The organism is Reichenbachiella sp., from assembly GCF_965233835.1.
Classification (GTDB): domain Bacteria; phylum Bacteroidota; class Bacteroidia; order Cytophagales; family Cyclobacteriaceae; genus Reichenbachiella.
In genome coordinates, this window is record NZ_OZ247585.1 from 4,105,399 (window position 1) to 4,129,378 (window position 23,980).

At 41.7% G+C, this 23,980-nt stretch carries 20 protein-coding genes; 15 read left to right on the top strand and 5 right to left on the bottom strand.

Annotated features, from left to right (window positions below):
- Positions 1-60: 60 nt before the first annotated feature.
- Positions 61-1,986: an AAA domain-containing protein gene (locus tag ACO6S2_RS17370; RefSeq protein ID WP_422359829.1), complete on the top strand. Its 1,926-nt coding sequence runs from the start codon at positions 61-63 to the stop codon at positions 1,984-1,986.
- Here ACO6S2_RS17370 and ACO6S2_RS17375 read toward each other — a convergent pair whose 3' ends face one another.
- Positions 1,987-4,311, bottom strand: coding sequence for a T9SS type A sorting domain-containing protein (locus tag ACO6S2_RS17375; RefSeq protein ID WP_422359830.1), 2,325 nt, complete (start codon positions 4,309-4,311; stop codon positions 1,987-1,989).
- 375 nt (positions 4,312-4,686) lie between these two features.
- On the opposite strand from ACO6S2_RS17375, the gene lpdA reads away from it, so the two are divergent.
- From lpdA to ACO6S2_RS17390, 3 genes are all read left to right on the top strand, one after another.
- Positions 4,687-6,081 (top strand): dihydrolipoyl dehydrogenase, encoded by a 1,395-nt coding sequence (lpdA, locus tag ACO6S2_RS17380; protein WP_422359831.1) that lies wholly within the window; start codon positions 4,687-4,689, stop codon positions 6,079-6,081.
- A gap of 78 nt (positions 6,082-6,159) precedes the next feature.
- Positions 6,160-7,485 carry an MFS transporter gene (locus ACO6S2_RS17385; protein ID WP_422359832.1) on the top strand — a complete coding sequence of 442 codons (1,326 nt, stop codon included), beginning with the start codon at positions 6,160-6,162 and terminating at the stop codon, positions 7,483-7,485.
- A 33-nt stretch (positions 7,486-7,518) separates the two neighbouring features.
- Positions 7,519-8,544: a glycosyl hydrolase family 18 protein gene (locus tag ACO6S2_RS17390; protein ID WP_422359833.1), complete on the top strand. Its 1,026-nt coding sequence runs from the start codon at positions 7,519-7,521 to the stop codon at positions 8,542-8,544.
- 133 nt (positions 8,545-8,677) lie between these two features.
- On the opposite strand, the gene ACO6S2_RS17395 is transcribed toward ACO6S2_RS17390, so the two are convergent.
- The 3 genes from ACO6S2_RS17395 to ACO6S2_RS17405 form a co-directional block, all read right to left on the bottom strand.
- Positions 8,678-9,883 carry a hypothetical protein gene (locus ACO6S2_RS17395; protein WP_422359834.1) on the bottom strand — a complete coding sequence of 402 codons (1,206 nt, stop codon included), beginning with the start codon at positions 9,881-9,883 and terminating at the stop codon, positions 8,678-8,680.
- Between the two features lie 244 nt (positions 9,884-10,127).
- Complete coding sequence (locus tag ACO6S2_RS17400; protein ID WP_422359835.1) at positions 10,128-10,619, bottom strand: hypothetical protein; 492 nt, start codon at positions 10,617-10,619, stop codon at positions 10,128-10,130.
- 9 nt (positions 10,620-10,628) lie between these two features.
- Positions 10,629-12,095, bottom strand: coding sequence for a helix-turn-helix domain-containing protein (locus tag ACO6S2_RS17405; protein WP_422359836.1), 1,467 nt, complete (start codon positions 12,093-12,095; stop codon positions 10,629-10,631).
- A gap of 114 nt (positions 12,096-12,209) precedes the next feature.
- Between ACO6S2_RS17405 and ACO6S2_RS17410 the strand changes: the two genes are divergently transcribed.
- From ACO6S2_RS17410 to ACO6S2_RS17460, 11 genes are all read left to right on the top strand, one after another.
- A complete protein-coding gene (locus ACO6S2_RS17410) occupies positions 12,210-14,108 on the top strand; it encodes a malate synthase (protein WP_422359837.1) in 1,899 nt (632 codons plus the stop codon).
- Between the two features lie 4 nt (positions 14,109-14,112).
- Positions 14,113-16,398: an isocitrate lyase/phosphoenolpyruvate mutase family protein gene (locus tag ACO6S2_RS17415; protein WP_422359838.1), complete on the top strand. Its 2,286-nt coding sequence runs from the start codon at positions 14,113-14,115 to the stop codon at positions 16,396-16,398.
- A 142-nt stretch (positions 16,399-16,540) separates the two neighbouring features.
- Entirely contained in the window at positions 16,541-17,131 is a 591-nt protein-coding gene (locus ACO6S2_RS17420; RefSeq protein WP_422359839.1) for a hypothetical protein, read from the top strand.
- 187 nt (positions 17,132-17,318) lie between these two features.
- Positions 17,319-17,804 (top strand): hypothetical protein, encoded by a 486-nt coding sequence (locus ACO6S2_RS17425; RefSeq protein WP_422359840.1) that lies wholly within the window; start codon positions 17,319-17,321, stop codon positions 17,802-17,804.
- Between the two features lie 16 nt (positions 17,805-17,820).
- Complete coding sequence (locus tag ACO6S2_RS17430) at positions 17,821-18,702, top strand: sterol desaturase family protein (protein WP_422359841.1); 882 nt, start codon at positions 17,821-17,823, stop codon at positions 18,700-18,702.
- 135 nt (positions 18,703-18,837) lie between these two features.
- Entirely contained in the window at positions 18,838-19,131 is a 294-nt protein-coding gene (locus tag ACO6S2_RS17435; protein WP_422359842.1) for a hypothetical protein, read from the top strand.
- Positions 19,132-19,214: 83 nt separating this feature from the next.
- On the top strand, positions 19,215-19,709 hold the full coding sequence (locus ACO6S2_RS17440) for a GNAT family N-acetyltransferase (protein ID WP_422359843.1): 495 nt from the start codon (positions 19,215-19,217) through the stop codon (positions 19,707-19,709).
- 64 nt (positions 19,710-19,773) lie between these two features.
- Positions 19,774-20,103, top strand: coding sequence for a hypothetical protein (locus ACO6S2_RS17445; RefSeq protein ID WP_422359844.1), 330 nt, complete (start codon positions 19,774-19,776; stop codon positions 20,101-20,103).
- An 8-nt stretch (positions 20,104-20,111) separates the two neighbouring features.
- Positions 20,112-20,594, top strand: a complete 483-nt coding sequence (locus tag ACO6S2_RS17450) for a GNAT family N-acetyltransferase (RefSeq protein ID WP_422359845.1) — start codon at positions 20,112-20,114, stop codon at positions 20,592-20,594.
- A 112-nt stretch (positions 20,595-20,706) separates the two neighbouring features.
- On the top strand, positions 20,707-21,030 hold the full coding sequence (locus ACO6S2_RS17455; RefSeq protein WP_422359846.1) for a PadR family transcriptional regulator: 324 nt from the start codon (positions 20,707-20,709) through the stop codon (positions 21,028-21,030).
- On the top strand, positions 21,027-23,654 hold the full coding sequence (locus ACO6S2_RS17460; protein WP_422359847.1) for an ABC transporter permease: 2,628 nt from the start codon (positions 21,027-21,029) through the stop codon (positions 23,652-23,654). The genes ACO6S2_RS17455 and ACO6S2_RS17460 overlap by 4 nt, the downstream gene beginning before the upstream one ends.
- A 38-nt stretch (positions 23,655-23,692) precedes the next feature.
- Here ACO6S2_RS17460 and ACO6S2_RS17465 read toward each other — a convergent pair whose 3' ends face one another.
- Entirely contained in the window at positions 23,693-23,971 is a 279-nt protein-coding gene (locus tag ACO6S2_RS17465; protein WP_422359848.1) for a GNAT family N-acetyltransferase, read from the bottom strand.
- Positions 23,972-23,980: the final 9 nt, after the last annotated feature.

Genomic DNA, 23,980 nt, shown 5'->3' on the forward strand with positions numbered 1-23,980 from the left:
AGTATGAACTCTCAATTTTAAATAATGGATTAACCTATCTTCGCCATCAACTCACATCAGATGCCGAAGAAAGACATCCAAGAAGAACTTAAAAATCTGCTCATCCTTCTCAAAAAAGAGAAAGATGCTGACCTGCAGCAATACCGCAAAAAAATGGCAGGAACTTCGCTCAAAGAGCGAAGAAAACAAGGGGTTTGCTGGTATCCCATCAATCTTGAAAAAACCAAGTACGATGCGGGCGAAAGACTGATTGTGAAAATATCCAGACCGCCAGAGCATACAGATGCCCACCTCTTTCAATCTGGCAAACTCATCAGCCTATTCTCTGCCGCTGGAGGCAGCGGTGATTATGAAGATGCCGTGAATGGTGTAGTCAACAACGTCACCAAAACTCACATGCACATCACCATGAATGTGGACGAGCTTCCAGCTTGGCTACATCACGGACAGTTGGGGGTACAACTGCTATTCGATGAGAATGCCTATCGCGAAATGGAGCGCACGCTCACTACCCTGCTCAACACCAAAGAAGATCGTATTAATGAGTTTAAAAAAATACTACTCGGGGACAAAGCCGCGCAGTTCACCGAACACGAAACCATTCGTGACCTTGGGCTCAACGAAAGTCAGAATGCGGCTTTGCATCAAATTCACAACGCACAAGATGTAGCCATCATCCACGGTCCTCCTGGTACCGGAAAAACGACTACGGTGGTTCAAGCCATTTTGGAAACATTGAAGTCGGAAGATCAAATTTTGGTTTGCGCACCAAGTAATGCCGCGGTCGATCTATTGGCTGAAAAGCTGGGAGAACAAAAAGTAGAAGTGCTGCGCATTGGCCATCCTGCCAGAGTGACGGAAGAAATTCTAAGCAAAACATTAGACGCAAAAATTGCCAACCATAAAGATTTCAAAGACCTGAAAGCCCTGCGTAAACAATCAGAGGAGTACTTTGCGATGGCAGGCAAATTCAAACGCAACTTTGGCCAATCTGAGAAAAAGCAGCGCAAAGCGCTTCGCGATGAGGCCAGAGCGCTAAAAGCTCAAGCGGAGCACCTCAACTATTACATAGTCAACGATATCATTTCGAAGTCGCAAGTGATCGCCAGCACACTAGTAGGCGCCAACAATCAGATGCTGAAAGGCATGACATTCGAGACGGTATTTATCGACGAAGCAGCACAGGCACTAGAACCAGCTTCCTGGATTCCTATCCTCAAATCTAATCGAGTGATTTTCGCAGGAGATCACTGCCAGCTCCCTCCTACCATTAAATCGTTCGAAGCCGCCAAAGCAGGTTTGGAAGTGACGCTCTTCGAAAAGGCAATTCAAAGGAACAATGCTGATACCATGCTGCAAGAACAGTATCGCATGAATGAGCAAATCATGAATTTCAGCAGCCGACTATTCTACAAGGATCAGCTCATCGCCAATGAGCTGGTGAAAAACTGGAAGGTCTTTACTGAAGACCAAACAGTAGAATTTATAGACACCGCAGGATGCGGCTACTTTGAAGAGGCAGATCCCGAAACACGAAGTTCATTTAACACCGAAGAGGCAGATTTACTATTCAGTCACCTGACTAACTATCTCATGTCTCTGGATGCCATGGAAAAGCTGGATGAACTCAACAGTGTAGGCGTCATTTCTCCTTACAAAGCTCAGGTCATAAACATGCAAGAGCAACTAGCAGCCATGGAGCTTGAAGAAGGAACTAGAAACAAAATCGCTGTCAATACCATAGATTCTTTTCAGGGCCAGGAACGTGACATCATTTACATCAGTTTGGTTCGCTCCAACGAAAATGGAGAAATTGGATTTTTATCCGACACCAGAAGAATGAACGTAGCACTCACCCGTGCCAGGAAAAAACTGGTCGTAATCGGCGACAGTGCTACCATCGGTCAGCATCCTTTCTACGAAAAATTCCTGGATTACATCAATGAGATTGACGCCTATCGAAGTGCTTTTGAGTGGATGGAATAGTTACTTTTTAACCAATCTGATAGTTTTACCTGAAGACAATCGCAGATAATAAATCCCGGCATTGAGATGACTGCCGTCTAATCTTGTTGAACCAATATCATTCAACAAAACCTTCCCATCAGAACTAATGAGTGAAAATCTCTCCTTAACCCCTAAGTTTCTAATATTTAAAACATGGCTAAATGGGTTAGGAAATACCAAAATTTTCTCGTTATGTATTTCAGTACTTTGAATTACAACTTGAGAAACCATTTGTTGTGACCTATTATTGATAGCATGGGTGATATCAGGATTGTGATAATCTCCATCGACTTGAATATAGTAGGTGTAATCGATTCCTGGTTTCAACTTAGTATCCTCATCAGAATAACGCATACCTTTTGTAGGGTCAACTCTTCCAATTTCTTTAAATTTGCCAGGGTCAGCACTGTCTACATGATCACGATATATTATATGATCAGTATCAAAAACAGACCAGGGCGCATCAACCTTCCATTCAAGCTGAACACTTAGCCCTGCATTTCTCACAGATAAGTCAATGGTAGATGCTACAGCTGACTTCTCGACAAGTTTATTTGACTTATCATAAGTGTCAATTCGGTAATACAGTTTGCTTGTAGTATTGACATCCGAGTCTATATAATTTAACTCGTCAGTAGTTGCTATCTTATTTAAATCACTTTCACTGCTCCCTCTAAATACTTCATAAGTAAATGGCTCTAATGTACTCGCATCTACCAAGTCAAATGGGCTCAACCACTCCAATTCCACAGTTCCATTGGTTTCAGCAGTTTTAGTAACATCTACTTTTATTGGCACAGCCGAAATGGCGGGCATTGTAAAACATACATCTTCGGAAGGTTTGCTTACTCCCTCAATTTCATCTAAAACACCTGCCTGCAAGCTGTAGCAATGCATGGCACCAGCTATAAGATTTTGATCATTATAGGTCGTTTTATCCGTACTCGACGTGATGTTAGTATAACCCAGTTGCTCAAGATCTTGCACTTCACAATCATTGGTAACGGGTATTCCTCCTCCCAGCTTTCTCCAAACGTTTACACCTGTTGTCGAGCACTCATTATATGAGTCCCAAGACAACGACACTTCTCCAGCGGCATATTCACCTACCACAAGCCCAGAAGGAGATGGAACAGTCAGGTGAATTTCAAAAAATTCAAAATCCACGAGTTTAGGCCCGAGCTCCGGATTGTCTGTTGCTTTTACAAATATGACATAGGGGTCAGCCCTTACCTGCTCGCAGGTCGTATTCCATTCAAAATTTTGGTGGCTTGGAGTAGGCTCGAACTCTCCTTCGTTAGTCAGCACAGCGGCGTCACTTTCAAATTCAAAAGGTGCGCCAAATCCTTCAATTTTGACCTCGTGACCATCAGGATCGGAAGCCGAGATTGTTGTAGATACAGTTTCACCTGCTCCTACACACAAATCTGATAATTTCTCAATTTCTGGCTTCTTATCACTTGTCTCTTCAATAATGATTTGCATGTCGCGAGTTATTGACCCCATTCGAATCCATTTTCCTTCTACTTTTCTCCATTCATCTACTACAAAAGCCACGCTGTATTCGCCAGGCGAGCCAGGTGCATTCCAAGTGAGTTTCCCTGTTTCATAATCAATTTCAAATGATGGAGTTCCATTTTTTGCCTCATTCCCTTTTTGGTAATTAGAGTAAAAATCCGGGTCAACTGGAGACAAGTAATTACTTACAAATTCATTCAAACCTTGTCTTGGAGTTGACAATCTAAAAGACAGACTATCGCCATCACTATCGTAGGCACCTGGATAGTGAAGAAATGAGACACCAACCGCACCCTTATCTACCGGAGGAACCAGAAAGATAGGTGTGCTATTTAAGCCAACAAAAGGATCTAAGAGTACAGTTGTTTCCACATAAAAAGGAGTATCTACAGAATTCGACATGTTCAATACGCCCGCATTTCTATTCCTCTCACTATAGCTGATTGTATACCGACCAAAAGTGGAGTATGTATGTTGAATCTCGTAATAATTATAAGCCACTTCATCCTCAATTATTGTTATTCCATCTTCATCAGCATTTTCAGCAAGAATTAAGGTACTGCCATCCCCAAAATCAATCTCTCCTCCTCCGAACACTACTGAAGAACCAGTATCAGAATAGCCAATTACTGTGATTTTATATGTATAGCCAGAACTAGAAGCACGTTCAACAACAATTTCTCCAGCTCTAATATGAGTGGCTCTAATAGGACTAATAATACAAAATAGAAGAAGGAAGGGAATAGTAATTCTTAACAAAGAACCCAGACACTTAAATTGAGTCATTAACAATAGATTTCAGTTGGCCTCAAAACGCGAGGTCAAATATATGAAATAGTATCTACTAAGTATGACTGCTTCGCCGTCCCTCTTCGAATTCTATGAACTAAAGTCTGTGGTAAATCAATTGGTTTCAAGGTTCAATGTGATTTCTCCCTCTGGGCGAAATGACAAAAATGTTCATGTTTATACTTTTTGTCATTTCGAAAAATCTAACCTATAGGAAGGTAAAGAGCGAAATCTTAACTTCATTTAGAGCACGACCAAGCAATCTTATCATTCTTATGCACTCACGTTTTTTTCTCTTAACCAAAAGATTAAATTTGCGCTAGATTTTGAGGCTGACGGGCAAGCCAACTTATAATCCACAAAGAAAAAATTATGGCAAACAAATATGATCTTATCGTGATCGGTAGCGGACCTGGTGGTTATGTAGCTGCGATCAGAGCATCTCAATTAGGAAAAAAAGTAGCAGTAGTAGAAAAAGCCGAAATAGGCGGTATCTGCCTCAACTGGGGATGTATTCCTACCAAAGCGCTGTTGAAAAGTGCGCAGGTATTTGAATACCTTTCTCACGCACAAGACTACGGCATTAGCGTGAAAGACGCGAAAGCGGATTTCTCCGGCATGGTAAAAAGAAGCCGTGGCGTAGCAGACGGTATGAGTAAAGGCATCCAGTTCCTTTTCAAGAAAAATAAGATCGATCAGTTGCTAGGATTTGGTAAACTCGCTGCCAACAAAACAGTGGTCGTAACTGACGACAAAGGCAAATCAGAAAACTACACAGCAGACAACATCATCGTAGCTACTGGCGGACGTTCTAGAGAATTGCCAAACTTGCCGATCGACGGCAAAAAAATCATCGGCTACAGAGAAGCCATGAACCTGCCTAAGCAACCTAAGAAAATGGTCATCGTAGGCTCTGGCGCTATCGGCGTTGAGTTTGCTTATTTCTACCACTCGATTGGCACGGAAGTGACCATCGTAGAGTACTTGCCAAACGTGGTACCTGTAGAGGACGAAGACATTTCTAAGCAATTGGCGAGATCATTTAAGAAATCAGGCATGAAGATCATGACTGGATCTGAAGTGACCTCGGTAGACACCAAAGGCAAAACTTGCAAGGTGACTGTTAAGACCAATAAAGGCGAAGAAGTAATCGATGCAGATGTTGTACTTTCTGCGGTTGGCGTTTCTTCAAACATCGAAGGCATCGGCCTGGAAGATGTAGGTGTGATGACTGACAAAGGCAAGATCTTGGTTGACGACTATTACAAAACCAATATCCCAGGCATTTATGCGATTGGTGATATCGTTCATGGTCCAGCCTTGGCTCACGTGGCCTCTGCTGAAGCGATCATTTGTGCAGAGAAAATCTGTGGAGAGTCTCCAGAGCCATTGGACTACGGCAACATCCCAGGGTGTACATATTGTTCTCCAGAGATCGCTTCAGTAGGTATGACGGAGAAAGCTGCCAAAGAAGCAGGATACGAAATCAAAGTGGGTAAATTTCCATTCTCAGCTTCAGGAAAAGCGCAAGCGGGAGGAAATGCTGAAGGGTTTGTAAAAGTGATCTTCGACGCCAAATACGGCGAGTGGTTGGGTTGTCACCTGATCGGTGCCAACGTAACGGAGATGATCGCTGAAGCGGTAGTCGCTAGAAAACTAGAAACTACTGGTCACGAAATCATGAAAGCCGTTCACCCACACCCTACCATGTCTGAAGCCATCAAAGATGCTGTGGAAGATGCGTACGGCGAAGCGGTGCATTTGTAATAAAAACAGAATATTGAATTTTAAAAAAAGCTCAGTTTCTACTGAGCTTTTTTTGTTTCTACCCGTTAACACACACTTATGCCTAAAAACACATCTTTCGCCAATTGGCCCTTTCACCCAGCTAAAGCTTCATTCTATTACGGCTGGGCAATTATTGTCTTAGGCACCTTAGGCATTTGCATGAGTATTCCTGGCCAGACCATGGGCGTATCGACTTTCACGGACAGTCTGATAGAAGCACTAGGTATGAGTCGAAGCGAATTGGGATTTGCCTACATGTGCGGCACGGTCACCAGTGCTTCCTTGCTCACTTGGGTGGGAATAAAATACGATCAACATGGCGTAAGACCCATTGCTATATTGGCTGCCCTAGGCATGGCGATTACTTTGGTTTTTATGAGTAAGTCAGATGTCATTCAAGACCATTTGCCCAATTTTCTCGAAGGTCGTGTGGGCAATTTCCTCATCATGTATATTGGGTTTGCATCCCTTCGATTTACCGGACAAGGTGCTTTGACACTGGTCTCTCGAAACATGATGATGAAGTGGTTTGAAAAGCGCAGGGGCTTTGCCATGGGTTTTTCAAATGTGGTTACCTCATTGACTTTTTCTGCTGCACCGGTCTTTTTCGAAATGCTCATCTTGGACTATGGGTGGAAAGATGCCTGGATGATTATTGCGGCAATTGCCGGGCTTGGATTTCCGCTGATTGTATTATTCCTGTTTAGAGATGACCCTGAGAAGAGTGGATTGAAACCCGACGGCAACTATAAGGAGAAGAAATCCAAAGTCAATCGCTTTCCAGTAGTCAAACAATACACCCTCCAAGAAACCATGCAGAGTTTTCCTTTTTGGGTCTTCTCGCTGATGCTTGCCACGCAGGCCTTCTACTGGACTGGCTTCACCTTCAACGTGGTCTCTCTTTTCGAAACGGCAGACTATAGCCGTAGCACAGCGGTTTCTATTTTTGTTCCTTCGTCGATCATTGCCGTTGTGGTCACTTTGTCTGTGAGTAGCTTGAGCGACTATATTAAATTAAAATACTTGCTTTATGTATCCGGCATTGGATCGCTGATCGCTACAATAGGATTGATCTACTTGGCTCAATGGCCTTGGATGATCCATGTGATGATTGCAGGAAATGGAATTCTTCTTGGATTGTACGGCGTGTTTCTTTCTGTTGTTTGGCCACGATTCTATGGCACACGATACCTCGGTGCCATTTCTGGTCGGGCGATGACTTTTGTAGTCTTAGGCAGTTCGATTGGTCCTATCATTTTTAGTGAATCTCTGGCTCGTACAAACTCGTATAGTGCTGCTGGTTGGTTATGCGTTGCGATATTTCTATTGCTCACCATAGCCAGTTTCTGGGCTAATAATCCGCAGGAGAAATTTCGTAATTAGTTGTGCATAAACATTGAAAAAAGTTTGAAGAATATGATTAAAAATTGCTTGTCTATTTTAATGTTTTTTCTGTCTATTAATTTGACCTATGCTCAGGTAACCGACTCAACTTCTCTGGGAGATAAACCAATAGTTGCAGTTTATCCAGTTTGGAAACATGATAAAATCGAAATGAGTCAGTTACCTTGGCAAAGGTTCACTCATTTAGCCATAGCATCTATATACCCAAAAAATGATGGAAATCTATATTCTGAAGAAGCTGACAGATTCATTCGGAAAATAGTAACAGAAGCACATGAACAAAACAAAAAGGTTATAATTTCTGTTGGTGGCGCTGGTGAGGGCAGTAAAGGTTTTTTATCCATCACTTCTACTTCTGAAATACAAAGGAAATTCATAGAACGCCTTATCGCTTATATTGATTTATATGATCTAGATGGCATAGATATAGACTGGGAATATTGGACTTTTCAAAATGAAAAAGGAAAAGGAGGGAATGATCCAATTGAAAGCAAAAAACTACTTGACCTATTAATTGAACTGAACAAAAAGTTACCTCAACAAAAACTGCTGACGGTTGATATAATGGCTGGAAGCTGGGTAGGCGAACAGTATTTGAGTGAAATACAAAACCATGTCGATTTTGTGAATTTAATGGCCTATGACTTCACTGGGGCATGGCATAATTCCTCAATTAAGCACCACTCCGATTTTAAAACCTACCAAAAAGCGATTGACTATGTCTTAGACAAAGGATTCGAAAATAAAAAACTGATTGTTGGAATCCCCTCATATGGCATTGAATTTATCAATGGAAAGAATAAGCAGATTAAACATCTAGATTATCGTATCATTGTTGAAAAAGTTAACACAACAGGAAGAGATATTAACAAAGGAAAAATTGAGTCTATATATTATGAAACGCCAAAATTGGTAAAGAAAAAAGTTGAGGTAATCAATCAACTGGATTTGGCAGGAGCAATGTTATTTGAAGTCACTGCTGATTCTCCGGAGAAAGAATATAGTTTGCTAAAAGTTGTCAGGGAAACACTAAACTAATCAGTGACTTTTATGTAGAATGATATAGAACTTATAGCATCAGAAAACTCGAGAATTAAAAATCAAAAACGATTGTCAACATTGATTATTAGTGAGTAATCCTCAGGAGATACTGAGAGAGGCTAGCAAAAAACTAGAAATCAATCACTTTAGACTTTAAAGGCTCTGAACTACCATTTTCATGAAAAAACAGCTCAGTTGCACTACCATGACTTAAATTTATCTTTAAATCAACAATTGCATTTTCACCTTGTGCTGTGAAAACCCGCTGACTTGGCCAAGCTGAAAGGTCATCCTCCCAACCTATTGAACTTCCAAATCCAGTAAATAAATTCATGCTTTCCGCCCCAGACTGAACTGGTTTTACAATTACTTTCAAAGAAGTTCCTATTGGAAGGTATGCTGCAAAAGAATAATCACCATCAAATTCAAAATTCACTAATTCGTCGGATAATAAATTATCTCCATACTTACCTTCAACAGGATATGTAATGAAATTATCATATTCAAAACTTGTATTTTCAACAAATGAAGTAACATATTTTTCAAAGTTTCCTATTTCAAATTCTACTCCTAAATCTGAATATCTTTCTTCTATGTTTGACCTAGTTTCCGTATTTACATTCAACCTAGCATGATTAATTAATTTTGTTCCAAGCTTTTCTTCATCTAGTATTCCGTCCTCGCGTAAATCCAGACTAATATTTGAAAGCAATTCAGAAAGTTCACCTTCTGATCTAAACCCTTGGAGAATTATTGATGTAGCCAACAATGCTGCATTATCATCACCAGCCTGTGAAATATCCAATAATTCCGAAGAACGAATGTCATCAGTTTCTATATTAAAAACAGACAAAACCTCAGACTGCGCTTGCTTCTTCGCCTCCACAAAGGTCAGTCCTTCTGAAATTAAAAATTCCACTCTAGGCTTCTCTAGATGAGAAAGTATATTCACATTGATAGTACTTGAATCAGTAACATCACTCAAGGCATACAATGTAATTTGAGATGTAGAGGTTTTACCCGAAATTTCATTGAAATAAAAACCATCGGCTCTCAACATAACAAAATCTGACTCTAGTTCAAGGTCAACCTCAAAACTTCCTTTATCATTTGTTATTTGAGTAAAAAAGGTATGACCAGTTTGAATTAATGCTGAATCAAGTTCAGAAATTGTAATACTTGTACCATTAACAAATGGGCCTTTTTGTACAGAACCTGATAAACTTACCGTCTGAGTGGCAGGAACATATTCTTCTGTTATGTATTGCTCTTCTGTACAATTAGAAATTAAAAAGGAGATGCCAAGGATTGATAGGCTTGTAATTATTTTATTCATGAATTTGTATTCAACATATGCTTTAATGTTGCGAAACTACAAAAATCATATAACATTAATAACAAGTTAAATATATAGGTAAATAATAGTTCTAATTTAATGTTAAAGGAATCCCTTTTTACCTCGTCATCTTCCTGCGTTTAATTGGTGTCATAGCAAACAAATCAAAAATACCATTCCGTGCATCATCATCTTGATCAAGCCAAAGACTCCTTTTAGGACAAGACCAACATCGACTTTTGAATCAATCTTGCCTCTTCATCAGCTTATCAAACCACACCTCTCTTCCGATATGGCGATCGAGGTACTGGAAAAAGTAAAAGATCACAAAACACAAATAGAGATAAATGCCATGAGCTAGAAAAAGAGCCACTTTTCTTTCCCCGAATAAATGCTGACTCCAGTCCATAGGCTCTTCATTTAGGTAAAAATGTATCGTCTTTTCTAGGATCGAAACGCCAATCGTTATTCCCGTGTAAATCAAGGCTTTCAGTGTAATCTCGCGAATGGGCCTGAGTTTTTGAAGCCAACCATGCATAGGGAGTTTATCTATCAAAAACACCACCTTACCCATAGCAAGCGCACCGACTATAGTTGTCGCCCAGCCATAGAAAGAAATTTGATACTGAATCAACAACAGCTTTTTGATAATCATAAATACAGCGAAACACACAAAAAAGTAAAGAGTAATGAGCCCTACTTCTATCATTTCTTGTTTGATTTTATCAAGTTTCATAGGCATATGTTACAATGTTTTCAATTCCTTTTCCAACTCCTCTTCCATTTGCTGCTTGTGTGCGTAAGTCGGAGGCGCCACCCGATTGTCGCAGTCGGGAATAGCACATCGTTCGCACGTGGTGTGCACCGTTTTCATTCTTAGATTCGGATCTTTGATAAAGTTGAAAGCCCCTTTCAGACTATCGGTCATCATTAGGCCCAAGGTGATACTGCTGGCTCCATCTCCTTTATAATTGTCTGGCTCCGCCACGGAAATACAGAAGTACGAACTATTGGTTTGCCAATACTCCGATACTTGAGCATCGATCAAATGATCTTCTTTCTTACTTCGAATGTTCTTGATCGCACTGATCGACACCCAACGGTGACATAAGTGCTCATCCAATTCTGTGTGATAAGGATTATGCAACTGCGACAAATGGAGCTCCTTTGTGATATCGTATTTAATGAGATCATTCGTGCTTTGTAGACGAATAAAGAACAAGTCGCGAATGTTGAAATGATGAGGCAGAAGGTTCGTAAATCGCTGTAAAAGCGTCTCTGGTGTCACCTGATATTTTTGCAACAGCTTGCCAATCAAACTCGGTTTCCAGGTGGTCGATCTGGCTATAGACTCAATATCCTTCACCAACTCATCCGAATCCATAAGCAAGGCGGCAGCAAAATAGGAAGCTTTAAAGTTGCTCAACAACTTGTCAAATGACGCCTCCTTATTCAGTTGCGTTTCATAAGACCGTTCCGTCAGTTTCAAATATTGAAAACCCAATTCCTTGGAAAGGATAAAATTCTCCTGCCCTTCTGACAAACCCTCATTGATGTAAATCACCTTCTTTTCGGCTTGATAATAAGAACGGAATTTTCGCAGTTTCTTATTCTTACCCAAACTCACCCGATCTACCGTGATGTCATATCGCTGTCTCAAGATGTCTTCCAACAAATCATAACCATAAGGCAATTTATTTTTCAGCTTCATGTCCTTCTTGAATTGCTGAACGGCCTCCTCCAAATCTGGAAAATAGTTGTCGTGCATGTCCTGATACGAGCGCAAGGCAATTCGATAAAAATGCTCCTTCTCAATCTGATAGCTACGCACCATTTTTAGAATTGTACTGATAAAAGCACTGATGCGATCCGGAGAATTACTAAACACGTCAATGAGCTTATCCGGACTGATACCGAATTCTCCTAGGGGAAAAAATTTGAAGAACCCAGAGTTCAATAATTCAATAACCGGACGAAGCTTTTTATCCGCTCTGGTGCTCACCAGCTCGTCATAATCCAACTGAAAGGCTTGAGCCAAGGCACTGATTTTATCAGGCTTTGGATATTTCTTTCCCTTTTCGATGTCATTCAAATAAGAAACTGACAGACCCGTCTGCTTCGAAAGCTCCTGATAGGAAACCTTGTGCTGCAAACGCAAATGCTTGATTTTGAAGCCCAGGATAAGTTTTACGATGTCGTTGTCACTGATCATTCGAAGTGCTTTTCTAATTCAAAGCTAAAAATAGATTAAAAAAAGGAAATAAATTAATTAGCGGAATTTCCGCTTTTAGAATATTTTTATATATTTGAAGAAATATTCGCAACCATGTCACTACTACACATTACACCAGAACAACTCCTCATCTACCAGGACATTTATACCGACGAGGTACTAAAAGCACTAGAAGCACTAGCTCCACTCAATGCCAAACAAAAGGTGTTGATGAAAGAAAGAAATCAGCGTAGAGCTGAACGTATAGCCAATAAAACTCGATTAGATTTTTTACCTGAAGATACCTGTATCGGCCCAGATCACCTACGGGTAGCAGACATCCGATTGGGTGACTTTGAATGCAGCACCATCCCCAAAGATCTACAGCGACAATGGATACAAGGCACGGGCCCCGCAGCCAAACCCAACGCATCCATAGAATCTAGCATTAGAAATGTGGCCTACGCCCTGCTCTCCGGCGCAGACGGCTGGATGTTCGACGGAGAAGATGCCCTCGGTCAAATCAATACCATGTCACTAGACAATCAGCGCAACTTGAAATTAGCCATCCACAGAGATCACACATTCTTAACAGCAGCTGAGCAAGTAGCCAGCGAAATGAACCAATGGGCTCAAGGATTTTTAGGAAGAACCATTATAGACGACTGGCAAAGACAGTTGGACTTTACCACGCTGATTTTTAGAGCTAGAGGTCTACACTTGGACGATAGACATATCATCATGGATAATGGAGAATCATTCTCTGCCTCTATCACAGACCTTACGCTGTTTGTGGTCAACAACTACAAAGCCTTACAAGCCAAAGGCTCATCCATTGTGCTGTATCTACCCAAAATACAAACTGCGCAAGAAGCGGCCTTTTGGAATACCTTGCTCACTGCACTAGAAAACCATTTGGAGTTAACTCCAGGCACCATCAAGTGCTACGTCTTAGTAGAACAATTGGAAGCTACTTATCAACTTCTGGAAATCAGAGCGGCCTTAGGCCTTCACTTCGTAGGCTTCAATACCGGCCGATGGGACTACATCAATGCCGTGGCCGATGCTATGTGCGGCATTGACAATTTCATCAACCCAAATATTGAGTCGATCACCATGACCTATGCCTACATGGCCGCCTATGAAGATCGTGTGCGAAAGGCGGTCAACACCCCCGACCAAAACGGCAATTACAGTCTATGGCAAGGTGGCATGGAGCCCAACATTCCAGTGGGCTCAGTCGCTGGTGTAAAGGCCAGTATGGCGAAAGCATTGGCTGGAGCCAAAAGAGAACAAGCTGCGGGTGCTTCTGGCAAGTGGGTTGCCCACTGGAAAATGGTACATATTATCCGTCCTGTTTGGGAGAAAATTGGAGAAACCAATCAGCTGGGGCGCGACTTTGGGCCATTGACTTACTCCTCAGAAGACAGAAAGGCGCTCATTACTTTGGAGGATGCTCCGCTTACCATCAGAGGTGGAAGAAATCTATTGAGCGTGGCGCTGCAGTATGGCAATGCCTTCTTGCAAGGCTTTCAGGCAGCTGCCTTGAAACCGGCAGATTTCTTTGGCAACGAAGACATACTCTACCTCATGGAAGATATGGCCACGGGTGAAATTCGCTTGAGCGTGCTCTGCGAGTGGTTACACAAAGGCGCCAGACTGACTGAAGGTGATGAAGAACTTTCGCTCAATAACGGTGCACTTTTCACCAAGAAAATATTTGATCAGATGCTCACAGAAGAATATCAAAAGCTACTGGATGCTGAAGACAAGGACGTGCACAACGATTCGAAAACCACCACACTTCCTATTTCGCTGGAAATAGTCAAAACCTACATCACCTCAGAAGTGAAGGGCCCGTGGTTTATCGACTTACTCAATTTGAATTTGAACAATAAAGATCTGGAAGTCGCCAAGCAGCGCATCGCCAGATACTACGAGGAACTGACCTCCACAGGTCAGCGCCTCACGGAAAACCTCGACTTACAACCCAATACACATATAAACGCTTAACACTATGAAAAACGAGACCCAACTCATCAAAGACAGAACAGCCGCCATGGAGGCTTACTTCAACAAGCCCAGATTCGAAGGCATCAAACGATTGTATTCTCCAAGACAGGTCGTCGAGCAGCAAGGTACGATCCCGACCAGCTATACCGTGGCTCAAAAATCTGCCGAGGCGTTTTTCATTCGCTTACGCGAAATGTACAACGAGAAGAAACAAATCACCACATTCGGTCCCTATACGCCAAGTCAGGCCGTCATGATGAAAAGAGCCGGTATCGAAGGGATCTACCTCGGAGGCTGGGCTACTTCCGCCAAAGGCTCTGCCGACGAAGACCCTGGTGCAGACCTGGCCAGTTACCCGCTCAGCCAGGTGCCCAATGAGGCCGCCGGAATCGTGCGCGCGCTCATGGCCGCCGACCGCAATCAGCAATTTCAAAGAATGAAGATGTCTGAGGAACAGCGCCAAGCGACAAAGCAGTTTGACTTTCGTCCGTTTATCATCGCAGATGCTGATACTGGACATGGAGGAGATGCCCACGTTAGAAATTTGATCAGAAGATTCGTGGAGGCCGGTGTAACTGGCTATCACATCGAAGACCAAAAGCCTGGCACCAAGAAGTGCGGCCACCAGGGAGGCAAGGTACTCGTATCCAGCGATGAGCAAATCAAAAGAATCAACACGGCCCGACTGCAACTGGACGTGATGGGCGTACCGGGCCTCATCGTAGCTCGTACGGATGCAGAGGCTGCCTCTTTGTTGGAAAACATCTCAGATGAGAGGGATCAACCGTTCGTTTTGGGTGCCACCAATCTAAACGTGCCTTCGTACAAAAATGCCTTTTTGGCTTTGCAGCAATGCTTGAGCGAACTGGGTGCGACCCAAATCAAGGGGCATGAATTGTATCAAGTTGGTGAAGAAGATCGAACCACTGCGCGAGAATGGCTATTGAATGCGCCTTTCGCAGCACTACTGACACAGCTGAAAGCAGACTTGATCAGCGATGATGCAAGCAAATTCGAACCTGCTTATGACCAGATATCTGCGGAGTTTGTGAAATACTGGGAAGCTAGTGCAGGTGTGACTACCTTCAGATGTGCCGTGGCCAATCACATAGAAGAATGCAGCAAAGAAGGCGACGAATTCGAGATGTGTCATCAGGAGTGGTTGCAGTTTGCAGCCACAGCCTCACTGAGTCAGGCACGCAAAAAAGCTGACGAACTGGGTGTAAATGTTAAATGGGATTGCGATCTCGCTCGTACCCCTGAAGGTTACTACCAGGCCAAAGGCGGTATTCCATTTGCCATAACTAAGTCACTGGCCGTAGCGCCTTATGCCGATCTACTTTGGATGGAAACCAAAACCGCTGATTTGGAGGATGCCCGTAAGTTTGCGAACGCCATTCATGAAGTATATCCTGACAAAATGCTGGCCTACAATCTTTCACCATCCTTCAATTGGGATACCACAGGCATGACCGAAGAGGAAATGTCGAAATTCCCTGAAGCGCTGGGCAAGATGGGCTTTGTATTCAACTTCATCACTTATGGAGGCCATCAGATCGATGGCTTGGCTTCTGATGAATTTGCGAATTCGTTGCAATCTGAAGGCATGTTGGCCTTGGCCAGAGTTCAGCGCAAACTGAGACTGCTCGATTCTCCTTACAAAACACCGCAGTCGCATGTAGGCGGACCGAGATTGGATAGTGCCTTGGCTGCTAGTTCCGGCAGAACGGCTACCACTAAAGCGATGGGCAAAGGCTCTACGCAATTTCAGCACCTGAAGCAAACAGAATTGCCGACTACCCTCCTGGATCAGTGGATTACTGAATGGGCTGAATTCTACAAAATCAAGGAGGACATCCAGGTAAAACTAAGACCGCACCAACCGGGTTCGACAGTTATGGAATTGGCGCTGTCAGTGGGAGAAGACCAAGTAGCCAATATGGTCTTTACTTCTGTAACGGATAGAAACAAACGTCAAATTCTATCCATCAGAGACCAGAATATGTTTAGAGGCGATCTGAGACAAAAGCGCCTGATGACGTTGATGCATTTATTTATCATCAACAGATATCAGTGCGATACAGTGCATTACCTCACGCCTACGGAAGATAATGCTCGACAATGTGAGGCCATGTTGAAGATGGAGCTATACGCTGCGTTTACGGATGAGATCGGACAAATCATTGTAGCTGATATCGCTACGGATGAAGTACGTGCCTATGTAAACATTGAAGGCCGCATCTCCAGACTCATTCATAAAAAACAACAAACTCAACTGGTAGATGCTTAAGGTCGCTACCGCATAATGATAGGATCGGCAAATTGTCGATCCTTTTTTGTTTTTCAGAGCTATTTTTTATTTACTTTCCATGAAATCGATTTTAAACGTTTAAAAAAATGCAATGCAAGATATTCGGATGTTAGATTCAATTATGCGGACGAGAAAAGGAATCTTTACAGCCATTTTATTTTTGCTCATACTTTCGAGTTGCTCAGACACTTACCCAGAACATCCTGATTATGACCTGACTTTAAATCAATATGGATATTATTCAACAATAAATAGATCAGGTGAACTTTGGGAGCAGTTTGGCCTAACCTTACAACTAACGTCAAAATCCGGAAATCTCACCCCTATTTACTTGATGACCTGTTCTTGGTCCGAACATGCAACAACGAATAACAAAAATATTGGGCTTGGAACACCATGTGATGCCAATTTCATGACATGGGAATCAATTGGAACGGATGAATACCTAGAATTAACAACTATTGCCCATGCAGTATCAGGGTTTGATCCAACATCTTCTAAACTCAGAATTGCATTAATAGCAATTGATACAACTGAAATGGACTTTAGCTTCTATTTAACAAACCCTAAAGCAGAAAATTATTTGGACAGCTTGAAATCTCAAAAAGGACGCTTCATTTGGAGCAACGAGATTTCACTTGAACGGCTCAATTATCAAGAACAACTGAAGTGGGGTCAATGGGAGAAAAAGGAAGCATCTAACATGCTGTGATGAAATCATGCTTGGACAGTGCTGGACGAAGGTTTTATGCATTCGGGAAGCCCCGCCAATTCTGCGAATTGGCCTATTGAGAAATAAATAAGGTAATAGCCCATTTCGCAGAGTTGGCTATTCAGTAGAGGAAACATTATCTTCACCAAAACGCACGATTCGTACAGAGTCGTTATCAGCTACCAGCATGAAGCAAATCTATTTCACACTCTTTCTTTCATTTCTAACAACGTTTCTTTTTGCTCAGAATCAGAAATTGAACAATCTACTCAACACTAATTATAATGCTAGAGAATTACCACCTGAACTCACCGACTACAACAAGATTGGAGGTGGAATTATTCAGAAGGACTATGGTATCCATCAATTCAGAAAAGAGAATATCCAATTGCTCCTACTTGAGCAAATAACCAATGATGGACAGAACAACATTACCAATTACATTTTGGATTATTTAGAAATCGAAATGAATAATTCTGATGATTACATAGCCTATCAGTTATGTCGTTATGAAGGTTGGACCAATGACTTGATTGTTGCAAAAGTAATGCGCGAAGACAAGGAGTATTTTAACACTGTGTTTCAAGCCTGGCAAATTAACATGAAAACACTCAAATTTGAGAAAATTGAAGTTGACAAGATTGATTGCATGAACGAAGGATGGGGAATATGAAAAAGTTGAAGAATCCATGAAATACGTCGATTCATTCACCCATGCTTTAATGGGTACCGTAGACTGGACCTGGAAGTCCATTCTCCTTGATGTACCTTGGTACACCAATTATTTCTGGGGGTTGATCGTGATCTCGCTTATCGTCTGGGGGTTGGAAATCGTGTTTCCCTGGAGAAAAGATCAGCCCATCATTAGAAAAGATTTTTGGCTCGATGGGTTTTATATGTTTTTCAACTTTTTCATCTTTTCTATAGCCATCAGTGGCATCTACAACATGCTCACTGTGTTTTTCGCAGACCTGGGTATTACCTCCAAAAGCCTGGCGCTTATTGATATTTCAAATTGGCCAATGTGGATTCAGTTGTTGGTGTTTTTTATCGTTTTGGATTTTGTACAATGGTTTACCCATGTATTGCTCCATAAATATTCCTTTTTGTGGAATTTCCATAAAGTTCACCACAGCGTTAAACAAATGGGATTTGCTGCTCACCTCCGCTATCACTGGATGGAAAACATCCTATACAAGCCACTCAAAACTTTTGGGGTGATGATTTTAGGAGGCTTTGAACCTGAGCAAGCCTACATTGTTCATTTTATAGCCATTACTATAGGACACCTCAATCATGCCAATGTGAAAATCACCTGGGGGCCACTCAAATATCTTTTCAATAATCCGGTGATGCACCTGTATCATCATGCCTATCATCTTCCTGAAGGAAAGTACGGCGTCAATTATGGCATTAGCTTGAGTGTCTGGGATTATATCTTTAAAACCAATTACATTCCCGAGGACAGTGGCAAGATCGAAATAGGGTTCGAAGGAGATGAACATTTTCCACAGGATTTCATCGGTCAGAATACTTATGGATTCAAAAAAGATCAGACTCAGTCAGATTAATTTTAAATAGCCTTCATTTCTTCATCTGTTGGGTATATTATTGCCGACTTAATATACCAGTGTATAAAATCGAATAATATGTTTAATTCAATTGGCAATTTCTTCAAAGGACTTTTCGAAAAAGAACCGGAGGAATTGATCGCAAAGATTTCTAAGGAAAATCAAATCGAGCTTTACAAAACTTTGAAGCTTGCTGAAGAAGTAAAGGAAGAACAAAAGAGACAAGCTATTTTGGCCGAAAAGCGTGCTAAGAAAGAAGCTGAAATCGCTAAGAAGAAAGCCGAAAAACAAGCTAAAATCGACGCGAAACTAGCAGCAAAAAAAGCAAAAGAGGAAGCTAAAGCTGCTGCCAAAAAGGCAAAAGAAGAAGCAAAAGCTGCTGCTAAGGCTGCCAGGGAAGCCGAAAAAAGGAAAAAGAAAGCGGCCTAAATAAATCCATCGATTGGGTGGTGGTGTAAACTCCTACCCTACCTGTCGTTTTCTAGGACATTCAAAAAACCAAACCTTTAATAATGATTGGATTAGAAACCGAACGACTCATTTTTAGACAATGGCGAAAATCGGATTACCCGGTATTTGCTGAATTTTACTCTAAAGAAGAAAACGCGCATTTTGTAGGCGGTACCAAACCACCGGAGGAAGCCTGGAGATTGATGTCAACATACATAGGTCACCTTGCCTTGAATGGCTATTCATATCTTGCGATTGAGACTAAAGATACCCAACAGCTCATTGGTACCGTAGGTCTTTGGAATTCAGAGCCATGGCCTGAACCAGAACTAGGTTACTGGCTACTGCCAGAAGCACAAGGGAAAGGATATGGGAAAGAGGCAGGACTTGCCGTCAAGGCATTTGCGTTGGATCAGTTGAAATTGCATTCACTAGTGAGTTATATTGACCCAGCTAATGAACCCTCAAAAAAATTGGCCTTGAGCCTAGGTGCTCAATTAGATGGTACTATTAAACTCCTGGACTTTGGCCCGCACGAGGTTTATCGGTACAAGTGATTCTTAAAATATCTTCAGTTTTCATTATCTTGTAGAATTAGCTCACCCAAAATTCGAGGACAATATGAAAATTCGAACCAATACACCCGCACCCAAGTCTAAAGAAATAGCCCGACTTTTGAATTCAAAACTTCCCAAAGGCTCGGCAAAACTGTTTGGATTCAATTGTTACAAAACAATATTGGTGAGGACATCTCCCTTTGTAGGTGTGCAAATAACCCGACGAAACCATGAACTCGTAATAGAAGGCTCATTACCATCGGTCTCTGCTTCTATTTTATCCAGTTTTTTGATGCTGGAAGGCTTCCTCTATCTCTTTGAAATTATTTTCCATAATCAATGGAAAAACCTGGAAACAGAAGTTGCCACCCTATTATTAAATCAATATAAGTAAACCAAACTTTGAACATCCGAAAAGCCACTCTTCGAGATTACGATGCCGTTTGGAATATTTTCTCCGCTGTAATCCAGACCGGAGACACCTATGTATTCGACCCCGAAACACCCGTAGAAGATCTACAAAAACTATGGTTTGCCAATTATATGGAAACCTTTGTCATTGAAAATGAAGGAAAAGTTGTTGGCACCTACATCCTGAAACCCAACTACCCAGATCTCGGTAGTCACATTGCCAATGCCAGCTATATGATCCACCCAGGTGCCCAAGGCAAGGGGATCGGAAAACTCCTCTGTCAGCATTCGTTAGACTACGCGAAAGAACAAGGTTATCTGGCGATTCAGTTCAACCTTGTGGTCAGTACGAACCAAGCCGCTGTAGCATTATGGAAGCAATTCGGTTTCGAAATTATTGGAACCACCCCGGGTGGCTTTCGCCACAAAACACTCGGACTAGTGGATACCTACATGATGTATAAGAAGCTATAACCTCTCTCAAATCCAATCAGATTACATTTTTTCACTTTTTCTATATTTTTTCTCAAAAATAGAAAAATATAAATTATCATTGTCTTCTATAATATCTCAAAAGTAGAAAAATATGAAAGGGTATCTAGGAGAATTTGAAGAATTGGTACTGCTCACGATTGCCAATCTCGGTAGTGAGGCTTATGGACTTGGTGTACTTAGAAACATCAACGAACGCACCAATCGAAATCTCAGTATTGGCTCACTTCATTCCACCTTGACACGACTAGAAGAAAAAGGGTATCTAACCTCCTACAAGGGAGAACCAACCAATGAACGGGGTGGAAAAAGAAAACGCTACTTCCAGCTCACCAACTCAGCCAGATCCGTTTTACAAGAAATGAAATCACTCAGAGACGAGCTCTGGAACGGTGCACAAACTGAGCTTTCGATATGAAACAACACAGAGACATCCAGCCACCAAAGTGGCCCAAACGATTATTCCAATGGTGGTCTGACAAGGCTGACATTGAAGATCTGATGGGTGATCTCAACGAATATTTTGAATATCATGTAGAAGAAAAAGGGAAATTTAGGGCTCAACTCAACTATTTCAAAGAAGTCCTCATGCTCCTCTTCTCCTATTCGCTTAGGAAGCGTAAAAGGTCAGCTTCCTATTCTAATTATTATAACTCAAACTCAATAGCCATGTTTAGCAACTATTTTAAAATTGCCTTCCGCAATTTTTCGAAACACAAATTTTTCACCTCCATCAATGTCCTTGGCCTTGCCCTGGGCATGTCCATTAGTTTACTTGTACTCTCTCTTACTCACGCCATTTACAAATCGGATGATTGGCAAGAGAACAAAGACCGTATCTATCAAATCAACACTTTCATAACTGACGGCAGCAAAACAAAAACTTTTGGTTCTACCTTCCATGCAGTCGGTGACCATCTGAGAGACAATTACCCTTTCATTGAAGAAGTAGTCAAAATCAAGGATGGATTTGAACCAACTATCAAGAGGCAGGCCGGAGAGATGGACTTTCATGGTCACTTTGCTAGCACATCATTTTTTCAAGTTTTTAGTTATCCACTCATCAGTGGTAATCCACAAACAGCGCTCGCCAAGCCATTCAGCATAGTGCTTACCCAATCTGCTGCCAATGAGCTCTTCAGAGATGAAGACCCCATAGACAAAGTACTAGAAACAGAAGTCGGCTCATTTACGGTCACTGGCGTAATGGCTGATTTGCACCAAACCCATTTGTTTTTCGAGGTTTTGGCTTCATACCAGACTTTCGAGGAAATAGAAGAATCTGGAGACCTAAGGTCCGACTGGATCAACTTTCGGAATAACTATGTCTATACCTTGCTGAAACCAGGAACGACGCAAGAAACGTTGACTGAATCATTAAGTCAGGTATCCGAAATCGCCACCGCGTTTTACCCAGAAAATACCATTCAGCTGGAATCTGTAGTCCTATCAGAAGCCGTGCCGCGTTGGAATATCAGCAACGCCATTGGCATTGGTTGGGACCAGCCCTCTCTTATATTTTTCATGTCCATCGGGCTTCTCATATTGCTACCAGCCATTTTCAACTATACCAACTTATCCATTGCGAGAGCGCTCAAACGAGGAAAGGAAATTGGAATTAGAAAAGTAGTAGGCGCTGAAAAATTTCAGATCAAATCTCAGTTTATCATTGAAACTGTCTTATTGTCGTTGGTTTCGCTGGTGATCGCCTTCTTCATATTTGACTGGATTCAAAGGGAATTTCTTGGCATCCTTGGTTCTGCTCAGGTGCTGGACACATCCATAGGATTCTCATTGATTGGCCTATTCGTTTTGTTTGCAGTGATCATAGGCATATTGGCAGGGCTGTTTCCCGCTACTTATTTTTCGCGCCTCAACCCTGTTCATACCTTAAAAGGAGGTCTACAGAGCAAATCAGTTCATGTTTCTCACATCAAAAAAGGACTATTGGTGTTCCAATTTTTTCTGTCTTTAGTATTCATCATTGGTGTAAGTACCATTACCAGAGAATATAGTTCTGTTCTCAATTCTAACCATGGTTTCAATTCCAACAATATCGTCTCAGTCCCATTTCAAGACATTGACAAGCAATTGGTCCTGAATGAGTTAAAAAACCATCCGGATGTAAAAGCTATCACAACCACTTCAAACCTTCCTGGTATCATTCATGCTATATGGTCCGAAGCCACTCCCAATGACATAGACACCATGAACGTAAAACAGGTTTTTGTCGGAGACGATTATCTCGAACAGATGGGCATGAATTTACGCTGGAGCGATGGCAACAAGTTGAATAAGTCAAACAAAACACAAGAGTTCGTGATGGTAAACGAATCATTCATGCAATCTGCCTCGGTTTTTAATGTGCAACGAGATTCGCTCACTTTTACGCTTGCGGATGGGATGAAATGCAAAATCATAGGGGTTTTGGAGGATTTCAACTTCGAGCCACTGGATCAGCTGATACGGCCTATGGTATTTAGGCATTCAGTAGATGAAAGCAATTTTGCGCTGCTTACAATAAATTCTTCCGACATCAGTCAAACCCTTCTTGACCTCGATTATATCTGGACTGGCATTAATCAAGAGGCACATTTTGAACCCGTATTTTTAGACGATAAAATCGAAGAAGCCTATTACTTCTTAAGAATTCAAATCAAATTCTTTAGTTTCTTAAGTGCCTTTGCCATTAGCATTTCGTGTTTGGGGCTATTAGGAATGGTGTCTTATACTACAGAAAACAAGACAAAAGAAATTGCCGTCAGAAAAATCATGGGAGCCACTAGCTCCAGTCTATATTTTCTTCTGACCAAAGATTTTATCAAGTTGATATTGATATCCTCCATCATTGCCATTCCATTTTCTTATGTTTTTTACGACAAACTCTTTTTATATTTTCTACTGAGATATGGCAACGGTTTGGGCCTGCTCGAGGTCTTGTTTAGCATTGCTTTTCTCTTCTTGGTGGGATTTGCCTCTATATACCGGCAAACGCGTAAAGTAGCTCACGCCAATCCTGCAGAAAATTTAAGGTATGAATGATTATTAATGAGATGTGCTTTGATTAGGCATGGGCCTAATCAAAGCACATCTCTCAACTCTTCATTACGGTCAAATACACTTTTAGCAAAGGGACAAAGCGGTATAATGCTAACCTGCTTCTCTCTTGCAAAATCAACCGCAGCTAAAACCAGCTGTTTCCCCACTCCTTTCCCTTTAAACGCTGGATTAACTTCGGTATGGTCGATGATAATTTTATCCTCCCCTGCCCATGAATAAGTCATCCGGCCAGCTACTGGCCCCTTTTCTGTTGCTTTAAAGAATCCTTTGTTGTCTCTATCAAACTGTTCAATATTCATGAGCTAAAT